Source organism: Cupriavidus sp. C2SS-8b (assembly GCF_057073745.1).
On sequence record NZ_CP172718.1, the window covers coordinates 637,790 to 656,739 of the forward strand.

Sequence of the window (18,950 nt, forward strand, 5' to 3'; positions counted from 1 at the left end):
ACGTAGCGTGCGATCGGCGCAGGCGATAGCCATCTGCCTTGGGGCGCAGCCACGGTTCCTCATTCTGTCGGCTCCGATTGCCCGTCAGTGACAGGCAACCAGTCTGTCGCGGGTCAGGTCCGCATCCATTCCTGCAAGGCTTCGGCCACGCTGGCGGGCTGTTCAAGCGGCACGAGATGACCTGCGGGTTCGATGACCCGCATCTGTCCATGGCCCGCGCTCGCCTGCATTGCCGTCACGGCGGCATGCGGATACAGCGGATCGGCGCTGCCGGCGACCCACAACAGCGGCAGTTCCTTGTGCAGCAGCGCGCCGCGATCGGGGCGCATGAGACAGGCAAGCGCATGCGCGATGAAGGTGAGCGCACCGTATTCGGCGATCATCTTGCGCCGGGTTCGCAGCAAGGCAGCGTTGTCGCGGTGGTCCGGATGAAATGCCGCCATGCCTTGCGCCACGGTACGCTCCACGTAGTCGCCGGACGCTGCCGCGACAATAGCCGTGCGCCGCCCGAGGTTCTGCGCTGCCGTATCGGCGTGCGGCGTCGTGCATAGCAGCGCGATGCCGAGTACGCGCTCCGGAGCACGTGCCAGGATCGACATGGCGACATAGCCGCCGAACGAGAAGCCGGCGAGCCAGAACCGCGGCGGCAGGCTGTCGAGCAGTGCATCGGCAATGGCATCCACATCCGGCAGCGGCGGAAGCGCAGGCGCATGGACGCGGATATCCGCCGGCAAGGCAGCCGCCACGCCGCCCCAGACAGCGGGAGTGTTGTTGAGCCCGTGGAGCAGGACGAGATCGGCGGCTCTCATGGCAGCGGGCGGACGCGGCGGTCGAGGAAGTCGAACAGCGCGGCGTTGAACACCTCCGGCTGTTCTGCCCAGGCATAGTGCGCTGCGTCGGGGACGCAGACGAACTCGCCGCCGGTGTTCTGTGCGAGCTTGCGCATCTCTTCAGGGCGACCGACATTGTCGTACTCGCCGGCTATGGCGAGGACTGGCACGGCAAGCTGTTCCAGTGCAGGCTTGCCCTCGTAGTCGACGATGGCATTGATGGCGGCGAGGAACGTTGCGCTGCGCGTCTGCATGGCCACTGCGAGGACAAGGTCGACGAGCGGGCCGGACGATCGGGGCGCGAGCATGGTGCGCAGCAGCGGCTCCGCGGCTGCCGACAGCGTCTTGCCTTGCGCCAGCGGTGCCACGCGTTCTTCCAGGAAGACACGCTGGTCTTCCTTCGATTTGGCCGAAAATGAACCGACAGTGGCCGACACCACGACACCCTGCACGCGCTCCGGCCCGAGCCGGACCGCCGCCAGCGGCGCGATGATGCCGCCCATGCTGTGGCCGAGCAGCACATTGGTGGCAGTGCCCGTGGCCCTGACCAGTTCCGCGCACGCCTCGGCGGCCATGTCGATGGAATACGGCGAAGGCAGCGGGCTCAGACCGTAACCGGGCGCGTCCCACGCCACGACACGGTAGCCGCGCGCGACCAGCGCGGCGATTTCTTCGCGGTAGTACTGGCGCGAGCCGTAGGCGCCGTGGAGCAGGTAAATTGTGAAGTCGCCGTCACCGGCAATTTCATGATCGGGCAGGCGTAGCGTCATGGGGCGTCTCCGAATGTTGTTCTTGCAATCGTCAATCATTGACCGACGCAAGCAATTGTATAAGGCAATCGTTGATCTAGGCAATGATTCTTGTGGGATAATCGCGACAGTGTTCCTAGGCGACGTGCCGCAGAAAAAGGGAAATCAATGTCAGCGAAAAAAGGCCTGGATCTAGAGTCCTGGCATTCCACGGTGCTGGGACGTCTGGCGCGCGCGTATCACGCGTCCACTAACGGCTTCGAGCAATACACGGGCACGCCGAGCACGCGCTGGCGCCTGCTGTTCCTGGTCCACAGCAAGGGCGAGTGCACGCAGAAGGACCTGACGCTGCAGATCGGCGTGGACGGGGGAGCCATCACCCGGCAGATCAAGCAGCTCGATAGCGACGGGCTCGTTGCGCGAATGGCGCATCCCGAAGACAACCGGCTAACGTTGGTAAGGCTGACCGACGCGGGCAAGGCGGAAGTCGAGCGGATTCTCGCGCGCCGCTCAGTGTTCCTGCGCGCCATGATGAAGGGCACAACCGCAGCGGAGGTCGACGCCTTCCTGGTAATGCTCGACCGGATCGCGAATAACCTAGACCAGCCTGACATCCTCCACGTGCTCGACGGCAAATAAGGACTGCAAGAGTGAGCGATTAAAGCGCCGCGACGCCCGTCGTGGCCGAAGCAAGACAGTCAATGCGGGGCAGAGCGAGGCCAGACTGGAACGCCGCGGTCGGCATGAGCCGATGTGCATAGCGCGTAGGGAAACTCAAAAGTGCCCCGCAGATTGATTCCCACAAGATGCGGGGCGTGCCGGGATAAAGCCGGAAATGACACATATGCCAAGAAGTAATAAAGAACCCGGCCTTTAGGGGTCGCTTCAGAAAACGGAAAATTTTGCACTCTAAGCGATCGCTAGCCCCCCGCCGGGCGCCAACTACCGGGCGACGAACCTGACCCATAGAATTTGGAGATAGTGTCCCGGCGGAGACCCCGGACGGTCCGCGGCCACATTCTACGACTCAGCCAATTCTGCTCAACGAGAGGCAAGCCGGCGCCGCCGTGTAGAGCATAAACTAAAAAGTGGCGCTAGGAGCACATTGCGCTGCCAGCTAGTTGATCTGTGTCCGCGGACCGCGACCTGCGTGAGACGTGCCGAGCCGGCCACTGTTATCCGGCGAGCCACGCCACAAGGCAGGGCCCCAGTCGAACTGTGCGTCTCTGCTGGGCAGGCGGCGACAAATACGCTCCATGCGGCACATAGATGTGGCGCCGTGTAACGGAAGCAACCCCGGTGATGCAATGTAAGCGTATCTGCCCAACCGTGACCGGGGGCAGCACGAATCGGCCGATGTCCTTTCGCGGAACGGCGCAAGCTGGACCCCTTGAAATTTGGCTGCGCAATTACTATTTTATTTTCGCTCAGGCAGTCGCGACCATTGCGCGCTGCGTGTTTCTGTTTGTTTGCCAGCGGCTTGGCAGGTGGATGGGAGCGCGTATGCCCCTTCGCCTCCTTGCTGCATCGAAGGAGGATACGACCATGAGCGATCTTTTCTTTGGAACTGACCTCTTCAGCGAACTCGACCGCATGCAAAGGCAGATGGCGAGTTTGTTCGGCGGCTTCCCATCCAGCCTCCGCTCCGGCCGCTTCGGGGCATTTCCCCCGGTCAATATCGGTGCCACGGACGATTCCATCGAGATCGTCGCGTTCGCCCCCGGGCTCAAGCCAGACCAGTTCGAGGTGTCGATCGACAAGGGCCTGCTGACCATCAGCGGCGAGCGCGAAGCGGCGCAAGCTGCGGACGATCCCGAGGTCCGGCTGTATGCGCAAGAGCGATTCACCGGCACGTTCCGGCGTGTGGTCGAATTGCCGCAAAGCGCCGATCCCGACAAGGTCCAGGCGCGCTATGCCAACGGCTGCTTGTCTATTAGTGTGGGCAAGCGGGAAGCCTCGAAGCCTCGGGCGATCACGGTCCAATAGCGCGAGGAGAATGCCATGAACGAGACTACCCAAATGGTTGAACGCGACCAGAATGCCGTGACAAAAGGTCAGGAGGACAGGTCGACCCCGACCATGACCCTGCTCCCCGCGGTCGACATCGTCGAGGACAGCAACGGCGTCACCCTCTGGGCCGACATTCCGGGTGTGACCAAGGACAAGCTCGAGGTGAATGTCCACGACGGCAACCTCCATATTGAGGCGGAAGCGGTCGTGCCCACCCCCCAAGGGCTGCGGGTGCAACACGCGGAAATTCGCCAGCCGCACTTCGCCCGCGCTTTCTCGTTGAGTGCGGACCTTGACGCGTCAAAGATCGAGGCGAACCTGCAGGACGGCGTGCTCAAGCTGACGATCCCGCGTCGCGACGAAGCGCGTCCGCGTCGCATTGCAGTCAACGTGGCGTGAGTTGCCGTCGCCGGGTTACCGGTGGCGTCTGCAAGGGCGCCACCGCAGTACCCGCGGAAATGGGCTGGACATACGTCGGTGAGGACAAGATGAAAACAGACCTGGGCAAATGGAACCCATTCAAGTTCCTACGCAAATCGACAGAGGATAGGCAGCCGACGGGCGAGTCGTCGAATGTTCCCGCGCCAAGGCACTGGACACCGGACTGGCCCGACGTTTCACGGCTGTTTTCCAGCGATCCCCTGCGTGCGATGGGCGAGTTTCTGCATGAACCCTTCGCGGGCTTTGGCGGCTTGGATCGATGGTTCGGTGACTTCAGTTCGTCGCGCTTCCAACCTCGCATCGATGTAGTCGATGATGGCACGGCGCTGAGGATCACGGCGGAGCTGCCCGGCATGGATCGCGAGGACCTGCAGACCACCATCGAAGATGGCGCCCTGGTATTGCGAGGTGAGAAGAAGCAGGACATTCGGAGCGAGGAAAACGGCTGCTACCGCCTGGAGCGGGCATACGGCGCCTTCATGCGCAGTATCCCGCTGCCCGATGGCATCGACCTCGATCACATCGATGCGAAGTTCGACAGAGGCGTATTGACGCTGCGTCTACCCAAGACCGGCTCGTCGCAATCTGCGGTGAAGAAGATCGAGGTGAAGTGAGCGAAAGATGGCGAGCTGCGTCAAGGGAATACACTCGCGTGAGTCTGCTGCGCTCAGCTGGGAGATTCCAGCTGGCCGTGCAAGGTAGCGCCTCCGAGGCCCTTTCTGGCATAGGCGGCGCTCGGAACGCGCGGTGCTGGCTTGCAACTGCAGCGAATCCACGTGCCACGCTAAGGTCTTGAAATCGCGGGACTGGCCTCTATTTTCACGGCAAACACTTCCCGAGATGGAGACTTCGATGGAATTCGATTCTGAGTGGGTGACGCTAGGCAGGCATCGGGTGCGGCTCAAGTGCACGCGCGGCTTTCCTACCGAGCGGACGCGGCGCGTAGCGGAGTTGGTCACAGTCGCGATCGATAACAACCTCAGCGCGCGGGCCCGTTTGGTCGACGTCACAGCGCAAGGCGATGCTTACGTGATCAGCATCGGCACGACGTTCGACAAGGACAGAGTGGCGGCCCCCCACCTGGAGGTGGCGCTGGCCACGATGTTCGGCTTGTCGCCCGAGCAGGTCACGATTGACGTTGTCGTCGTCAGTCAGGCAGAGGTGGATGTGCATTTTGGCGTATATGAGCGGATGCTGGCAGAGAAGCTCGGCACCGTGCCGGCCATTCAGTGAAGCGCCAGGATCGGTTCCTGGCCAATAATGCTAGCGGCTTGAATCCAGACGCCGGCGTTGACACGTGAATGCCCTGAACGGCGGCCCGGACACGACCCGATCGGCCGGACAAGCTCATGATCACAGTGATCGGACGAGGAGCAAGGCTATGAACATCCGTCCACTACACGATCGCGTCATCGTCAAACGCTTGGACGCAGAACACAAGACGGCCAGCGGTATTGTCATCCCCGATACCGCCGCCGAAAAGCCGGACCAGGGCGAAGTCCTGGCTGTCGGCCCCGGCAAGCGCCTGGGCGATGGCCATGTCAGCGCGCCGAGCGTGAAGATTGGCGAGCGCGTGCTATTTGGCAAGTATGCGGGCACCACCGTCAAGCTTGAAGGCGAGGAGGTGCTGGTGATGCGTGACGAGGACATACTGTGCGTCGTTGAATAGAGGAAGGAACCGAAAACTAGCGTCTCGCGAGGAGTCTCATCATGGCAGCCAAGGAGATCCAATTTCAGGAGTCCGCGCGCCGCCGCATCGTGGCGGGAGTCAACCTGCTGGCCAACGCGGTCAAGGTCACGCTCGGCCCCAAGGGGCGCAATGTGGTCCTCGAGCGATCGTTCGGGCCGCCGCTGATCACCAAGGATGGGGTATCGGTCGCCAAGGAGATCGAGCTGCGCGACACGTTCGAGAACATGGGGGCCCAGTTGGTCAAGCAGGTTGCGGCCAAGACATCCGACGTGGCCGGTGACGGCACCACGACCGCCACCGTGCTGGCCCAGGCGATGGTTCAGGAGGGCATGAAGGACGTGGTGGCGGGTCTGAATCCGATCGATCTGAAGCGCGGCATGGACCTGGCCGTGAGCGCGGTCGTCGAGGCGCTGCGCAAGCTGAGCCGGCCCTGCACTACGAGCAAGGAGATCGGCCAGATCGGCGCGATCTCCGCCAACGCTGATGAGGCGATCGGCAAGATCATCGCTGACGCGATGGCCAAGGTCGGCAAGGACGGGGCCATCACGATTGAAGACGGCAAGTCGCTGGAGAGCGAGCTGGAGGTGGTCGAAGGCATGCAGTTCGATCGCGGTTATCTGGCCTCTTACTTTATCAACCAGCCCGAGAAGCAATCCGTCTTGCTCGAAGAGCCGTATATCCTGCTGCATGACAAGAAGATATCGGCGATTCGCGATCTGCTGCCGGTGCTCGAGGCCGTGGCCAAGACCGGCAAGCCGTTGCTCGTCTTGGCCGAAGACGTGGAAGGCGAGGCACTTGCGACCCTGGTCGTCAACTCGCTGCGCGGCACCTTCAAGGCCGCCGCGGTGAAGGCACCGGGCTTCGGCGACCGGCGCAAGGCCATGCTGGAAGACATTGCCATCCTGACCGGTGGCACGCTGATCGAGGAACAGACGGGCAAGCAGCTCAAGAATGTCGTGCTGGAGGATCTGGGGCATGCCAAACGCGTCGAAATTGAGAAGGAGAACACGACCCTCGTCGGCGGCGCGGGCGAACCCGCAGCAATCGAGGCCCGCATCAAGGCCATACGGCGGCAGATCGACGAGGCCACCAGCGACTATGACAAGGAGAAGTTGCAGGAGCGGGTCGCCAAGTTGGCCGGTGGCGTAGCGGTGATCCGGGTTGGCGCGGCCACTGAGGTGGAAATGAAGGAGAAGAAGGCGCGCGTCGAAGACGCTCTGCACGCCACGCGGGCCGCGATCGAGGAAGGTATCGTTGCGGGCGGCGGCGTCGCGCTGCTGCGCGCCCGCGCCCAGCTTGCGCCGCTCCAGGGCGCCAACGCCGATCAGGAAGCCGGCATCCGAATCGTGCTGCGTGCCCTGGAGGAGCCGCTGCGGCAGATCGCCGCCAATGCCGGCGAGGAAGCGTCGGTGGTGCTTAGCCGGGTACTCGGACATGACGGCAACTTCGGCTGGAATGCGGCCACCGGTGAATACGGCGACCTGTTCGAGATGGGCGTGATTGACCCAACCAAGGTGACCCGTACCGCACTACAGAACGCGGCATCAGTCGCCGGACTGATTCTGACCACGGACGCGACCGTGGCAGAGATGCCAAAAGACCACGGCAAAGCCGCTGCGGTGTCATCGGAGCTGGAGTATTGACGAGACACGCAAGGCGTGCGGCGAGTCCCATACGGCTGTGGATTTACAGGGAGTCTCCTACCAGGAAGCGCCAGGCGCTTGGACATCATGAGCAAGATCATCGGGATTGACCTCGGCACCACGAATTCGTGTGTGGCGCTGATGGAAGGCAACCAGGTCAAAGTGATTGAGAACTCCGAAGGCTCGCGCACGACCCCTTCGATCGTCGCCTATGTGAACGACAGCGAAATCCTCGTCGGCGCACCCGCCAAGCGGCAGGCCGTCACGAATCCAAAGAACACGCTGTTTGCCGTCAAGCGGTTGATCGGCCGCCGCTACGAGGAAAAGGAAGTGCAGAAGGACATTGGCCTGATGCCCTTCACGATCTTGAAGGCCGACAACGGCGACGCATGGGTCGAAGCGCAAGGCCAGAAGCTCGCCCCGCCGCAGGTCTCGGCTGAGGTGCTGCGCAAGATGAAGAAAACCGCCGAAGACTATCTCGGCGAGCCCGTCACCGAAGCCGTGATCACGGTGCCCGCCTACTTCAACGACAGCCAGCGACAGGCGACGAAGGATGCCGGGCGCATCGCCGGCCTCGACGTCAAGCGGATCATCAACGAGCCGACCGCGGCGGCGCTCGCGTTCGGGCTGGACAAGAGGGAAAGCCGCGACCGCAAGATCGCCGTGTTTGACCTCGGCGGCGGCACCTTCGACATTTCCATCATCGAGATCGCTGACGTGCAAGGCGAGAAGCAGTTCGAAGTGCTGTCGACGAACGGTGATACCTTCCTGGGGGGCGAAGACTTCGACCAGCGCATCATCGACTACCTCATCGGCGAGTTCAAGAAAGACCAAGGGGTCGACTTGTCGAAGGACGTGCTGGCGTTGCAACGCCTGAAGGAAGCCGCGGAGAAGGCCAAGATCGAGCTCTCGTCGAGCCAGCAGACGGAAATCAGCCTGCCGTACATCACGGCCGACGCCAGCGGGCCGCGGCATTTGAACCTGAAGCTCACACGTGCCAAACTCGAAGCTCTGGTCGAAGACCTGATCGAGCGCACGATGGAGCCGTGCCGCATCGCAATCAAGGATGCCGGTATCGCGGTCGAAAAGATCGACGACGTGATTCTGGTGGGCGGCATGACCCGCATGCCCAGAGTGCAGGAGAAGGTCAGAGCGTTCTTCGGCCGCGAGCCGCGCAAGGACGTCAACCCCGACGAGGCGGTGGCAGTGGGTGCGGCGATCCAGGGTGCGGTACTAACCGGTGAGCGCAAGGATGTGTTGTTGCTCGACGTGACCCCCCTGTCGCTCGGGATCGAGACCCTGGGCGGCGTGATGAGCAAGATGATCACCAAGAATACCACCATCCCGACCAAGTTTTCTCAGGTCTTCTCTACGGCCGACGACAACCAGGCGGCGGTAACCATCAAGGTGTACCAAGGCGAACGCGAGATCGTTACGGGCAACAAGATGCTGGCCGAGTTCAACCTGGAGGGCATTGCACCGGCGCCGCGCGGCATGCCGCAGATCGAGGTGACGTTCGACATCGACGCCAACGGCATCCTGCACGTGTCGGCGAAGGACAAGGCTACGGGCAAGGAGAACCGGATCACCATCAAAGCCAACTCCGGCCTGTCTGAAGGCGAGATCCAGCACATGGTGAAGGACGCCGAGGCTCATGCTGACGAAGACCGTCGACAGCGGGAGTTGGTCGATGCGCGCAACCACGGCGACGCGCTGGCACACAGTTCGCGCAAGGCTCTGACCGAATACGGCGAGAAGCTGGACGCGGACGAGAAGGAGAAGATCGAATCCGCAATCAGGGACCTTGAGGCGGCACTGAAGACCTCCGACAAGGCCGAGATCGACGCCAAGGCGCAGGCCCTGGCCACGGCCTCGCTGAAACTCGGCGAAAAGGTCTATGCGGACGTTCAGGCTCAGCCGGACACTGGCTCCGGTCGCGCCGCGGACGCGAAAGAGGCGAGCGCCGAGAAGAAAGGCGAGGACGTGGAGGATGTTGAGTTCAAAGAAGCGGGCGCCAAGCAGTAAATTAGCCGACGTCCGTCAAACTTTTGGGTGCGTTCAAGAAACGGTTTTTTTGTACGTTAGCGGCCTCTGTCGGTGTTTCTTGTAATGATTTCGCGGCCGGCATATACGGCCAAGAACACGCTTATGTGGCCGCGACAGCCAGGGGCTTGTCAAACCGGCTAGCAACGACTGACGCCTTCGCAGAGAACCGAAGACCAACCCCTACGGCTGTCATAACGTACCGAAAATATACCGGTCCTGCTTTCTGCAACTGCCATCTGCGAGATGTCTTCAGGGAGTTTTCCCCGTGCGCTATTCATATACCGTCGGGAAACCGCACATCAGGGGGTTCCTACGGTCAATAGATCATCGACGATGCGGCTGACACCAACTGGAATCCGGTTCTCCTGCCAGACCTCTTAGAGGAGGATACGATGAACACCGACCCGAAAAAGTGGAATCTCTTCAAGTTCCTTCGCGGGGCAGCCCGCAAGTCCGATGGGGACAGCCCGGAAAGCCCGCCGGCGAGCGAACAATGGCGCGCCTCCTTGCCTGACATTCCGCGACTGTTCTCACGCGAACCGTGGCGCGCAGTGGAGGAGTTCTTTCATGACCCGTTTGCCGGCCGTGGTGCACTCGAGCGATGGTTTGGCGACTTCAGTTCATCGCGCTTCCAGCCGCGCATCGACGTGGTCGACGAAGGGCAGGTGCTGCGCGTGACCGCCGAATTGCCAGGGATAGAGCGCGAAGACCTGAACGTGAGCGTCGAGGACGGGGCGATCGTGCTGCGCGGCGAGAAAAAGCAGGACGTGCGCAGCGACGAAGATGGCTGTTACCGGCTAGAGCGCGCCTATGGAAACTTCGTGCGCACGATTCCCATGCCGGAAAACGCCGACCCCGATCACACCCTGGCAAAGTTTGACAATGGTGTGCTCACGTTGACCGTGCCGAAATCGGAGCCGGCGCGATCCGCGAGTCGCACGATCGATATTGGCTAGGGCAAGCAGGCAAGAAATGTCTTGGTGGCGGGCGGATATCGTGTGGGCCGGCCATTAGCTCAACTGGTAGAGCAGTGGACTGTTGATCCGTTGGTCGCTGGTTCGACTCCAGTACGACCTACCGGACAAGGCCACTAGCGCCGGGGCCGGTCCAGTGGCGCCGGTCGGCGTGGTCGAGATTCCTGAGCCACTGCTCACGACGATGTTCGAGACGATAGTGGCCGGCCACGAAGATTGTCGCAATCGCCCGCGCAAACGACCCCACCACCATTGCCCACATCACGCAAGCTCCTTCGCCTCGGCCCCGGCGCAGCGTGTGACCTGACGAAACGCGAGGATTGCCTGCTACCATGGTCAGCGCCGTCAGAGCCGGAGCAGTCGAAGGACACGACGACCAGTCAGCATCGCGTAGAACAGTGATCACCGCCCGCATTCAGCCCCCCGTCGGTCTCCGGCTCCCTGAGCCTCACCGGAAAATGGATCTCGAAGCTTGTGCCGTGCCCTTTACGCGATTTGAAATGGATGACGCCCTCAAGCGTCCGGCAGAGCTCCTTCACGATTGCCAGTCCCAGTCCGGCGCCTGGGATGTCCTCGTCTGCCGCCCGCTCGAATTCGTTGAACACACGTGCCTGGTCAGATGGCGCGATGCCCACGCCCGTATCCGACACCCGCAGATACCAGTGATCCGCGTCCACCCAGCCCACCGTCAGGCGAACCTCGCCCTCGGGCGTATACTTCAGGGCGTTCGACAGCAGATTCGTCGCCACCTGCTTCAGCCGGAGCCGGTGCGAGCGAACGGCACTCAACCCGGGGTCACGCTCGGCTTCGAGCCGCAAGCCTTTGGCTTCAACCAGCGGACGTGAAGTCGCCACCAGTTCGTCGAATAGCTCGCCCAGGTCAACCGTCTCGGGGAGGACAGGTGAGACGTCGCCGAGGACAACTGAATACTCCACCATCTGGTCGACCAGTTGCTTCATGTCGGCAGCCTGCCGGCTCGCCAATGCAACCCCGGCTTCCGTTTTTGCCGGTGCACGGGAGATCAGTTGCAGCGCAATCGAAAACGCGTTCAGGAAATTGCGCAGGTCGTGGACGACGCTGCGCGTCATCTGCATGCGCGACTCGTGCAGCTCGCTTAGCAGCCGCTGCCTGAGTTCGAGCTCATCATTGGCGCGCTCGAGACGAGCGGTATATTGGTCGATCTCGCGCTCGCGCTCGGACACGACCTCCCGGATCGATGTCAGCGTCACGAAACTGCGCGCCTCATCGATCAGGCGACGCGCGCGGGCTTCGTATTGCCGGCTGAAGCTCGGGACCGACTGCGCATATTCGTCGAGCGCGTCATCCAGCACCTGACCCAACAGGTCCAGCTCACGCACCAGTTCCACGATCTGGTAACCCTGGCGCCAGCGCACATTGCCGTGCTGACGCGCCCCCCGTCCGATTGCCGGCTCGGCCTGGTCGAGATCTTCCGCCTCGAGCGCCACGCAGATGCTGTGGATAATCTGGGGCAGATGGTCTGCGAGCTGTTCGTACGTCAGCCGGTCAGCCTCCGTCAGGATTTCATCCGCAGATACCGCGCGCATCCACCGCTCAGTCAGCGCGGTTCGGCTCTGCTGGAGAAAGGCGGCAAGGCCGCGAAGCGGCGCCGGTTGCAGGTCGGGCATGATCAGGTTGGGTCGGCAAACGGGAAACGAGGATTGGCCCGGACGGGTTGGCGGGTGACCAGCGAGGAGGCGGCATGGCTTGATTATCCGTCAGACCGGCCCTCTCCCTCTGGAACGGGATTTGCATGATGCACAGGCAATCTACAAGTATCAAGCTCAGACTCGCTTTGGAACCTACATGTGGGATCCCGACCCATCGCGCCCCTGCTACGATCTGACCCGGCGTGCCCATCCAATCCTGACATGTGCTTAGGTGTCAGGCAGTTGGCCCTCCGTCTCGGCGCCACTTTCTCGCCCGTGTCGTTTCTGGCCAGTCCCGCTCACGGGTTGCAGCCCGTCCTCTTCGAGCCTGGCCTTGAGAAAGGCATCGGCGTGATCCAGCCAGCTCCGTACCTCGCCTTCCGGTGTGTTCAGCAAGCGCGCAATGTTGCGCACTGGCACGTCGTCCACGCGTGCTAGCAGCACAGTTCGACGCCACTGGTTAGGCAGCTGCGACAGCAATTCGCCGACGATCTCGTGCAATTCGTTCTGGGCGGCTACCACGTCCGGGCTAATGGCAGCGTCAGGCACCACATCTTCCATCCGCAGCAACTCATCCGGTTGCCAGTACTCGAATACCGCGTCATCAATGTCATCATGAGAGCGTGCCGGCACAACCGTGGCCTTGGCCTCGAGCGAAACCCAGCGGCCTTCTTCGCTGCGCCGCCGCGCAACCTCAGCTTCCAGCACGGCCAGCGCGAGCCCGTGCAGTTCATCCTCGCTCAGTACCACCTGCGGGGCCTGGTTCAGTCGCTCGAGGGCGCGAGTCAGTACCTCGTCGACCACATCGTCCAAGGCCGGATCCGCTTCTGCCAAGTCGCCGCGCGCCCGCAGATAGGACAGTTCGCGCTGCGCGAAGCGTTGCAGCGGCGATAGCAGTGCCCGAACCTGTTCGTCGAAACGTGCCGATTCCGCCGGGGTCGCCGCCGCGGTGGCGGCCTTCAGTCGTCGCAGCCCCTCACGGCGCTGTTTGCGCCGCCAAGTATCCTCCCGGCGCAGGCGCGCCAGGTGGCGCTCGATCTGGCGCTCAAGGTCGACGAACGACGCCCTCAGCGCGCTTCGGATCGACTTCCCGTCTTCTGTGCTGACTAACGTGGCACGCGGCAGCGCCAGGCGCAGCCTGACATGATAGGAGGGGTGGGCGGCGTCCCTCGCGAGATCGGCGCGCAGCAGCACCGTTCCGCCAAAAAACCGTTTGAAATGACGCTTGAGATAGTGCGCGGCAGACTCGGTGAGCATTTGCTCGCACCGCGCGTGCGAGGCCTCGGTGATGTTTTGGTATCTTACCAGCAGTTTCACGACATGCCCGCTGCAATAGCCTATCGCGCCCCGGGACGATGGCAGCCAACATCCAACCTTCTCTCCACGAAGGGCCTCCGCACGCGTGAGCCTCGCCAGCACGCTTGCGGCCACATTCCCCCACGGGCCCCGTTGCTGTGGGCTGAAGTTGTCCGCTTCGCCTTGCCTGAGCCAAAGAACCAAGGGCAACAAGGATACCTGTTGCGTGCTCCACCTGGCACCACGGCGGTCAACCAAAACTTGGGAATCGGTCCTGCCTTGGCGAGTTGGTGTGCCGGTTCAGGCGCGCCCAACCAATCCGATCCCCAATGCACGGCCGTTACAGGGCGAAACGGAAATGCCCACTGTGCAGCACGATGTTGCGTGATCCAGTCAAGTCGAATAGGGTGCGTGCGACGCTTTCAATATCATCGCGGTGTCCCTGTAGGGCCTGTACCAGATCCTCTGGCCGATGCGAGCGCGCCCCAAAGTGATCCTCAAGCGCCTCCGCGGTAATGGCATAGCATGCGGGCGTTCCGTCCACGCGAGCAGCGCATTCGAGGCTCAAGTCGGCGGCACGAAAGCGCGGTTCGGTGCGAGGAAAGTCAATCTGTTGCATTGCGATAGCCGGGAGAGAAACCGAGGTTGCCAGCGAACACCGTCGCCGCGCCGATTTGTTGCCAGTGTAGGCAGATTCCGATGGACGACAAAGTCGCGAAGCACGCGATTCGCGGCGCGGCGATCCGGTTCATCCGCGTTACCGGCTATGCGGCCGGCGTCAGGCGCCACACTCGGCCTATCGTTTGCGTTGATGGCCCCATGAGCTTGGACCGGGGAGCGAGCGTCGGGCGCGCAATGCCCCGACCGGCGGCTACCCTGGGCGGCCCGACGAATCGAAATCCGGCAACTCGTCGTCCAGAATTTCGAACACCTCTTCCGCCTTGCGTCCCCAGCTGAACTCAGGGTTGCGCAATTGAGGCTCGTCGGCACGCAACCATTCGCAGGCCCGCCGCACATCCTCAACGGTCGGCTCGATGTCCAGGATCCGTGCGATGACTTCATCGTCAACGCGACCCACAATCTCGCGGATCTCACTCGCGCTCGCCAATCGCGAATCGCTCTTGGTCGTGTGCATGGCGATGTCTCCTATGCGGTGGAGGCGGCGTCTTGCCGAATTCCGCCCCCGTACGGAATGCAGGCGCCTCAGCCTGAAGCGACGTGCCTCTGATCCGATTTAAATGGTTCCCGAGGGCGGCGCCAAGGGCTTGTCCTCTTCGCCCCGGCCGGGATAGGTGGTCGCCGCCTTCACCAGCCGTTCTTGCGTGTAGGCGCCGGCGAACTGACCATCTACCAGCAGGTAGAATTTCCACGGCTGATCACTCTCGCGCGTGGCGTTCTGGTCGAGTAGGATCGCGGTGCGGCGCACCACCTCTTGCCAGTCTCGGCTGACGACAATGTCGTGTGCGCTCTGATTGGCGCCATCGGGACGGTAGGTGACCAGTGTGTAGGTCAGCGTGTTCATGCTCCCTCCTCTTTAGTGCCATTGTGTTCGTCCTGCCTCCGCGAGCGTGCGGTCTGAACACAAAGCCTACCGATCCGAGGCCCCGCCCGGCTTCGCCCCTAATAGCTTAGCGCAATTGGCTGGCGACGCCGGCGCACACCCTTATCGCGCCGCCACAGGTGCCCGCCCGGCATACGGTGGGGGATCCGCCCGCGCTCAGCCCGGCCATCGCGGCCGGTAGCGTGACGCACGATCAGGCGCTTGCAACGCGCCTGCTCGCTTCTAATATTATGTGAGGCGGTGCGCGCGAAGGCGGCCCGCCTCGCTTGCGCTTGGAGCCGGCATGATCCCCGTGCCGACGGGCGCCGGTAGCATTTCGGATAGCCAAGAAGTGTCGCGTCGTGGCTGGATTTTCGCAGGCGTGGCGGTCGCCCTGTGCGGGGGTGGCTATGTCGCCTACGGCCTTGTTGCAAACGAAGTGCGCAATTCGCAATGGCAGGCGCATTATCTTGGTCGCTTCACCAGGCAGTTGAGCTTCGAGGTGCAGCCGGGCGCCAGCGACAGCATCCGCTTTCCCCATTCCGGCCCCTATGACGCGCGCTTGGGCTACGGCCGGATGCCAGGCTTCACCGAGCGGCTGACGCAACACGGCTACGTGCCAGCGGAGCAGGCGCGCATGTCGCCTGCGATGGTTCGGCTGATGGACTACGGCATCTTCCCCCCGTATCGCGAGAAGAGTCAGGCAGGCCTGGCGCTGCGCGACTGCAACGGCCTGACGCTTTTGTTTGAACGCTATCCGCAGCGGCAGTATGACAACTTCGCGGCGGTGCCGCCGGTACTGGTCGGCGCGCTGCTGTTCGTGGAAAACCAGGGGCTGCTGAATCCGGAGTACCCGAACCTGAACCCGGCGCTCGACTGGAAACGCCTGTCACGGGCGGTGATGGACCAGGTGATCCGCCTGGCCGACAAGTCGCACGAATCGCCTGGCGGCAGCACGCTGGCCACGCAGATCGAGAAGTATCGGCATTCGCCGGAAGGTCGCACGCAGTCGATCGCGGAGAAGTTCCGGCAGATGGCCTCGGCCTCGCTGCGCGCCTATCTGGACGGGCCGGACACGCGTCGCGCGCGCGAACGCATCGTGGTCGACTATCTCAACACGGTGCCGCTGTCGGCACGGGTGGGCTTTGGCGAAGTCAACGGCATTGGCGATGCGCTGTGGGTCTGGTATGGCGAGGATTTCGCCGAGGCCAACCGGCTGATGACACAGATGGACCCGAACGTGCCCACCGGCCGCGAGGCGCAGGCGTTCAAGCGCGCGCTGTCACTGATCATCGCGCAGCGCCGGCCGTCCTACCACCTGCGCCGCGACGATACCAACCTGGAGGCGCTGACCGGTAGCTACCTGCGCCTGCTGGCGGCCAACCGCATCATCACGCCCGCGTTGCGCGACGCCGCGCTGCAGCAGCCGCTGGCCAAGGCGGCGGCGCCGCCCAAGCCTGAGCCGGAGCCCTTCGTCACGCGCAAGGCCGTCAACCGCGTGCGCGCGGACATCGGCCGGGTGACCGGTGTCGACAGCCGCTATGACATGGACCGCCTGGACCTGACCGCGGACAGCACCATCAACCGGGAGGCGCAGCGCATTGTCACCGATACCCTGCTGCGCATGCGCGACAAGGACGAGGCCCGCAAAATGGGCCTGTACGGCCACAACCTGCTGCGCGATCAGGATGACCCGTCCAAGCTGACGGCCAGCTTCACGCTGTTCGAGCGCGTGGGCAATGCCAGTGTGGTGAGGGTGCAGGCCGACAATGTGGACCAGCCGTTCGACGTCAATAGCGGGGCGCGCTTCAACCTGGGATCCACCGCCAAGCTGCGCACGCTGGTGACTTACCTGGAGATCGTCACCGAGCTGCACGGTCGCTATGCCGGCATGAGCCGCGCCGAGCTGGCCGGTGTAAAGCTGGCGAAGCAGGATGCACTCAGCCGCTGGGCGGTCGATTATCTGAGCCAGGCGCCTGCGCCGGCGGAGCGCGAACTGACGCCGATGCTGGAAGCGGCCCTGGAACGCAAGTATTCCGGCAACCCGGGCGAAGCCTTCTTTACCGGCGGGGGACGGCAGAGCTTCAGCAATTTCGAGCGCTGGGAAGGCGAGCGCATCATGACCGTGCGCGAAGGTTTCCAGCATTCGGTTAACCTGGTCTTCATCCGCCTGATGCGCGACATCGTGCGCCATGAGATGTTCCACGCCAGGCCCGATATGAGCGACATCTTCGACGACCGGAACTCGCCCGAGCGCCGCGCTTACCTGGAGCGCTTTGCCGACCAGGAGGGCAGCGCTTACATGACCGGCTTCTACCAGCACTACCGCGGCAAGAATTCGGACCAGCGCCTGGCAACCCTGCTTGACCGCGTGCGCATCAGCACGCCGCACTCTTCTGCGGTGCGCCTGTCGGTGACGCTGCTGAGCGTGCGGCCGAACTTGGATGAGGAGAGCTTTATCCGCATCATGCGCTCGCGATTGACGGACAAGCGGCTCGCTGGCGAAGATCTGCCCGCGCTCTACCGCAAATATGGCCACGACAAGTTCAACCTCAATGACCGCGGTTACCTGTCGCGCATCCACCCGCTGGAGCTGTGGATGGTGGAATACCTGGGCAAGCATCCGGATGCGACGCTGGCGCAGATCCTGCGCGACAGCACTGCCGAGCGCCAGGAGGTGTACCGGTGGCTGTTCCGCTCCCGCAGCAAGGCCGGCCAGGACAACCGCATCCGCACCCTGCTGGAGCAGGATGCGTTCCAGCGCATTGCGAAGCGCTGGCAGCGCCTGGGCTACCCCTTCGATTCGCTGACCCCGTCGTATGCCACCGCCATCGGCGCCTCGGGCGACCGGCCCGCCGCGCTGGCGGAGTTGGCAGGCATCCTCCTCAACGGCGGGGTGGCCACTCGGACGGCCACGGTGCGCAGCCTGGATTTTGCCGCCAACACCCCCTATGTGACGCGCTTTGTCCTGCAGCCGGCGCCGGGCAAGCGACTGCTACCGACCGAAGTGGCATCCCTGGTGCGGCGCTCCATGCTGGAAGTGGTGGAGCGGGGCACGGCCAGGTCGATCCGGGGCGCGTTTGTTGTGCCTGGCAAGGGCGGCGTGCCGCTGGCGGTGGCCGGCAAGACCGGCACCGGGGACCAGCGCCTCCAAGTCTATGCGCCGGGCGGGCGGCTGATCGCGTCACGCTCCGTGACCCGCTCAGCCACCTTTGTCTTCGTCTTGGGGGAACGCTTCTTCGGCACCGTCACCATCAGCGCGAGGGAGCCATATGCGGCGCGGTACAGCTACACCAGCGCCCTGGCGGTGCGGCTGCTGCGCTACATGGCGCCGCAGGTGGCGGCCATGGTCGCGCCGGGCAGCGACCAGCCGCTGCTGCGTTGCCGCGACCGACCTCAAGAAGATCCGCTTGTCGGCGTCATGGTCCATTGACCGAAACGCGCGCGAAATGTCACCGCTGCCTAGCCTTTCGGCCGGCTTGAAGCACCAGGATCCTTCAACCCGGGCCGCTACGTGGCGCGCCCCATAATTCAAGGTACGCCGGACGGTAAGGCTTGGGGCAGAAATGATCAAAGCCCGCCTCCAGGACTTCGCTTGGCATTTTGTCGCCGCGCCCGCCACTGAATGCGACGATCACGGCTCGCTGTGCCCAGGGTTGTGCACGCAGGCGCCGGGCAACCTCCAAACCAGTGATTCGGGGCATGTCCAGATCGAGCACAAGCAACTGCGGCTGAAAGCCCGCGGCAAGCAGCAACATCGCCTCGCCGTCGTCGCACCAAAGGGCGTCCCACCCTGATTGCCGCAAGAGTTCACACAGTGCGGACGCACCGTTGGGATCGTCATCGAGAATGAGCGCACGTCGCAACACGAGTTCCAATTTCCAATTGGGCTTTCATCTATTCATAGCGAACGGTTGCCGCGGATGCAACGGTGTCGTTGGGGCTTCCTGCGATGGATCCGATCTCGACCTAGAGATTTTCGATCTGGCGTTCTGGCATGACTCGTAGTTGGTGACGTCGAGCAGGTAGGCCGGTAAGCGCCGTCCCTGCTGCAAAGCGCTCCA

19 protein-coding genes are annotated in these 18,950 nt (G+C 63.1%); 10 read left to right on the forward strand and 9 right to left on the reverse strand.

Features of this window, described 5'->3' with window-relative positions; genetic code table 11:
• Positions 1–113: 113 nt before the first annotated feature.
• Complete coding sequence (locus tag ACIGJB_RS32550; protein ID WP_483734975.1) at positions 114–809, reverse strand: alpha/beta fold hydrolase; 696 nt, start codon at positions 807–809, stop codon at positions 114–116.
• Entirely contained in the window at positions 806–1,600 is a 795-nt protein-coding gene (locus ACIGJB_RS32555) for an alpha/beta fold hydrolase (RefSeq protein ID WP_483734976.1), read from the reverse strand. Before ACIGJB_RS32555 ends, ACIGJB_RS32550 begins: the two co-directional genes overlap by 4 nt.
• A 147-nt stretch (positions 1,601–1,747) precedes the next feature.
• Here ACIGJB_RS32555 and ACIGJB_RS32560 point away from each other — a divergent pair, with 147 nt between their 5' ends.
• From ACIGJB_RS32560 to ACIGJB_RS32600, 9 genes are all read left to right on the forward strand, one after another.
• Entirely contained in the window at positions 1,748–2,218 is a 471-nt protein-coding gene (locus ACIGJB_RS32560; RefSeq protein WP_483734977.1) for a MarR family winged helix-turn-helix transcriptional regulator, read from the forward strand.
• Positions 2,219–3,124: 906 nt separating this feature from the next.
• Positions 3,125–3,565: an Hsp20/alpha crystallin family protein gene (locus ACIGJB_RS32565; protein WP_432260189.1), complete on the forward strand. Its 441-nt coding sequence runs from the start codon at positions 3,125–3,127 to the stop codon at positions 3,563–3,565.
• Between the two features lie 15 nt (positions 3,566–3,580).
• Positions 3,581–3,988, forward strand: coding sequence for an Hsp20/alpha crystallin family protein (locus tag ACIGJB_RS32570; protein ID WP_483734978.1), 408 nt, complete (start codon positions 3,581–3,583; stop codon positions 3,986–3,988).
• A gap of 89 nt (positions 3,989–4,077) precedes the next feature.
• Positions 4,078–4,644, forward strand: a complete 567-nt coding sequence (locus ACIGJB_RS32575; RefSeq protein WP_432260190.1) for an Hsp20/alpha crystallin family protein — start codon at positions 4,078–4,080, stop codon at positions 4,642–4,644.
• Positions 4,645–4,882: 238 nt separating this feature from the next.
• The gene (locus ACIGJB_RS32580) at positions 4,883–5,263 is read left to right on the forward strand and encodes a hypothetical protein (RefSeq protein WP_116322964.1); all 381 of its coding nucleotides are present in this window, start codon (positions 4,883–4,885) and stop codon (positions 5,261–5,263) included.
• A 148-nt stretch (positions 5,264–5,411) separates the two neighbouring features.
• The gene (locus ACIGJB_RS32585) at positions 5,412–5,699 is read left to right on the forward strand and encodes a co-chaperone GroES (RefSeq protein ID WP_022540319.1); all 288 of its coding nucleotides are present in this window, start codon (positions 5,412–5,414) and stop codon (positions 5,697–5,699) included.
• 41 nt (positions 5,700–5,740) lie between these two features.
• A complete protein-coding gene (groL, locus tag ACIGJB_RS32590) occupies positions 5,741–7,363 on the forward strand; it encodes a chaperonin GroEL (protein WP_483734979.1) in 1,623 nt (540 codons plus the stop codon).
• Positions 7,364–7,450: 87 nt separating this feature from the next.
• Positions 7,451–9,388, forward strand: a complete 1,938-nt coding sequence (gene dnaK, locus ACIGJB_RS32595) for a molecular chaperone DnaK (protein WP_432260192.1) — start codon at positions 7,451–7,453, stop codon at positions 9,386–9,388.
• 413 nt (positions 9,389–9,801) lie between these two features.
• Positions 9,802–10,365 (forward strand): Hsp20/alpha crystallin family protein, encoded by a 564-nt coding sequence (locus ACIGJB_RS32600; protein ID WP_432260193.1) that lies wholly within the window; start codon positions 9,802–9,804, stop codon positions 10,363–10,365.
• Between the two features lie 398 nt (positions 10,366–10,763).
• Here ACIGJB_RS32600 and ACIGJB_RS32605 read toward each other — a convergent pair whose 3' ends face one another.
• The 6 genes from ACIGJB_RS32605 to ACIGJB_RS32630 all read right to left on the reverse strand — a co-directional run bounded on the left by ACIGJB_RS32605 (position 10,764) and on the right by ACIGJB_RS32630 (position 14,868).
• Positions 10,764–12,029 (reverse strand): sensor histidine kinase, encoded by a 1,266-nt coding sequence (locus tag ACIGJB_RS32605; RefSeq protein WP_432260194.1) that lies wholly within the window; start codon positions 12,027–12,029, stop codon positions 10,764–10,766.
• Positions 12,030–12,278: 249 nt separating this feature from the next.
• Positions 12,279–13,367, reverse strand: a complete 1,089-nt coding sequence (locus tag ACIGJB_RS32610; protein ID WP_483734980.1) for a sigma factor-like helix-turn-helix DNA-binding protein — start codon at positions 13,365–13,367, stop codon at positions 12,279–12,281.
• 319 nt (positions 13,368–13,686) lie between these two features.
• Complete coding sequence (locus tag ACIGJB_RS32615; RefSeq protein ID WP_317923264.1) at positions 13,687–13,965, reverse strand: DUF1488 family protein; 279 nt, start codon at positions 13,963–13,965, stop codon at positions 13,687–13,689.
• On the reverse strand, positions 13,952–14,098 hold the full coding sequence (locus ACIGJB_RS32620; RefSeq protein WP_483734981.1) for a hypothetical protein: 147 nt from the start codon (positions 14,096–14,098) through the stop codon (positions 13,952–13,954). The genes ACIGJB_RS32615 and ACIGJB_RS32620 overlap by 14 nt, the downstream gene beginning before the upstream one ends.
• A gap of 119 nt (positions 14,099–14,217) precedes the next feature.
• Entirely contained in the window at positions 14,218–14,481 is a 264-nt protein-coding gene (locus ACIGJB_RS32625; protein ID WP_483734982.1) for a hypothetical protein, read from the reverse strand.
• Positions 14,482–14,580: 99 nt separating this feature from the next.
• Positions 14,581–14,868, reverse strand: a complete 288-nt coding sequence (locus ACIGJB_RS32630) for a hypothetical protein (protein ID WP_483734983.1) — start codon at positions 14,866–14,868, stop codon at positions 14,581–14,583.
• Positions 14,869–15,238: 370 nt separating this feature from the next.
• Here ACIGJB_RS32630 and ACIGJB_RS32635 point away from each other — a divergent pair, with 370 nt between their 5' ends.
• A complete protein-coding gene (locus ACIGJB_RS32635; protein ID WP_483734984.1) occupies positions 15,239–18,319 on the forward strand; it encodes a transglycosylase domain-containing protein in 3,081 nt (1,026 codons plus the stop codon).
• 64 nt (positions 18,320–18,383) lie between these two features.
• On the opposite strand, the gene ACIGJB_RS32640 is transcribed toward ACIGJB_RS32635, so the two are convergent.
• Positions 18,384–18,755 carry a response regulator gene (locus ACIGJB_RS32640; RefSeq protein ID WP_483735193.1) on the reverse strand — a complete coding sequence of 124 codons (372 nt, stop codon included), beginning with the start codon at positions 18,753–18,755 and terminating at the stop codon, positions 18,384–18,386.
• Positions 18,756–18,950 lie beyond the last annotated feature (195 nt).

Bases quoted from the DNA above. Each gene is read 5' to 3' on its own strand.
- ACIGJB_RS32565 (WP_432260189.1), top strand. From the start codon at position 3,125: ATGAGCGATCTTTTCTTTGGAACTGACCTCTTCAGCGAACTCGACCGC.
- ACIGJB_RS32605 (WP_432260194.1), bottom strand. From the start codon at position 12,029: ATGCCCGACCTGCAACCGGCGCCGCTTCGCGGCCTTGCCGCCTTTCTC.
- ACIGJB_RS32615 (WP_317923264.1), bottom strand. From the start codon at position 13,965: ATGCAACAGATTGACTTTCCTCGCACCGAACCGCGCTTTCGTGCCGCC.
- ACIGJB_RS32560 (WP_483734977.1), top strand. From the start codon at position 1,748: ATGTCAGCGAAAAAAGGCCTGGATCTAGAGTCCTGGCATTCCACGGTG.
- ACIGJB_RS32555 (WP_483734976.1), bottom strand. From the start codon at position 1,600: ATGACGCTACGCCTGCCCGATCATGAAATTGCCGGTGACGGCGACTTC.
- ACIGJB_RS32570 (WP_483734978.1), top strand. From the start codon at position 3,581: ATGAACGAGACTACCCAAATGGTTGAACGCGACCAGAATGCCGTGACA.
- ACIGJB_RS32620 (WP_483734981.1), bottom strand. From the start codon at position 14,098: ATGAACCGGATCGCCGCGCCGCGAATCGCGTGCTTCGCGACTTTGTCG.
- ACIGJB_RS32575 (WP_432260190.1), top strand. From the start codon at position 4,078: ATGAAAACAGACCTGGGCAAATGGAACCCATTCAAGTTCCTACGCAAA.
- ACIGJB_RS32630 (WP_483734983.1), bottom strand. From the start codon at position 14,868: ATGAACACGCTGACCTACACACTGGTCACCTACCGTCCCGATGGCGCC.
- ACIGJB_RS32580 (WP_116322964.1), top strand. From the start codon at position 4,883: ATGGAATTCGATTCTGAGTGGGTGACGCTAGGCAGGCATCGGGTGCGG.
- ACIGJB_RS32600 (WP_432260193.1), top strand. From the start codon at position 9,802: ATGAACACCGACCCGAAAAAGTGGAATCTCTTCAAGTTCCTTCGCGGG.
- ACIGJB_RS32585 (WP_022540319.1), top strand. From the start codon at position 5,412: ATGAACATCCGTCCACTACACGATCGCGTCATCGTCAAACGCTTGGAC.
- groL (WP_483734979.1), top strand. From the start codon at position 5,741: ATGGCAGCCAAGGAGATCCAATTTCAGGAGTCCGCGCGCCGCCGCATC.
- ACIGJB_RS32550 (WP_483734975.1), bottom strand. From the start codon at position 809: ATGAGAGCCGCCGATCTCGTCCTGCTCCACGGGCTCAACAACACTCCC.
- dnaK (WP_432260192.1), top strand. From the start codon at position 7,451: ATGAGCAAGATCATCGGGATTGACCTCGGCACCACGAATTCGTGTGTG.
- ACIGJB_RS32625 (WP_483734982.1), bottom strand. From the start codon at position 14,481: ATGCACACGACCAAGAGCGATTCGCGATTGGCGAGCGCGAGTGAGATC.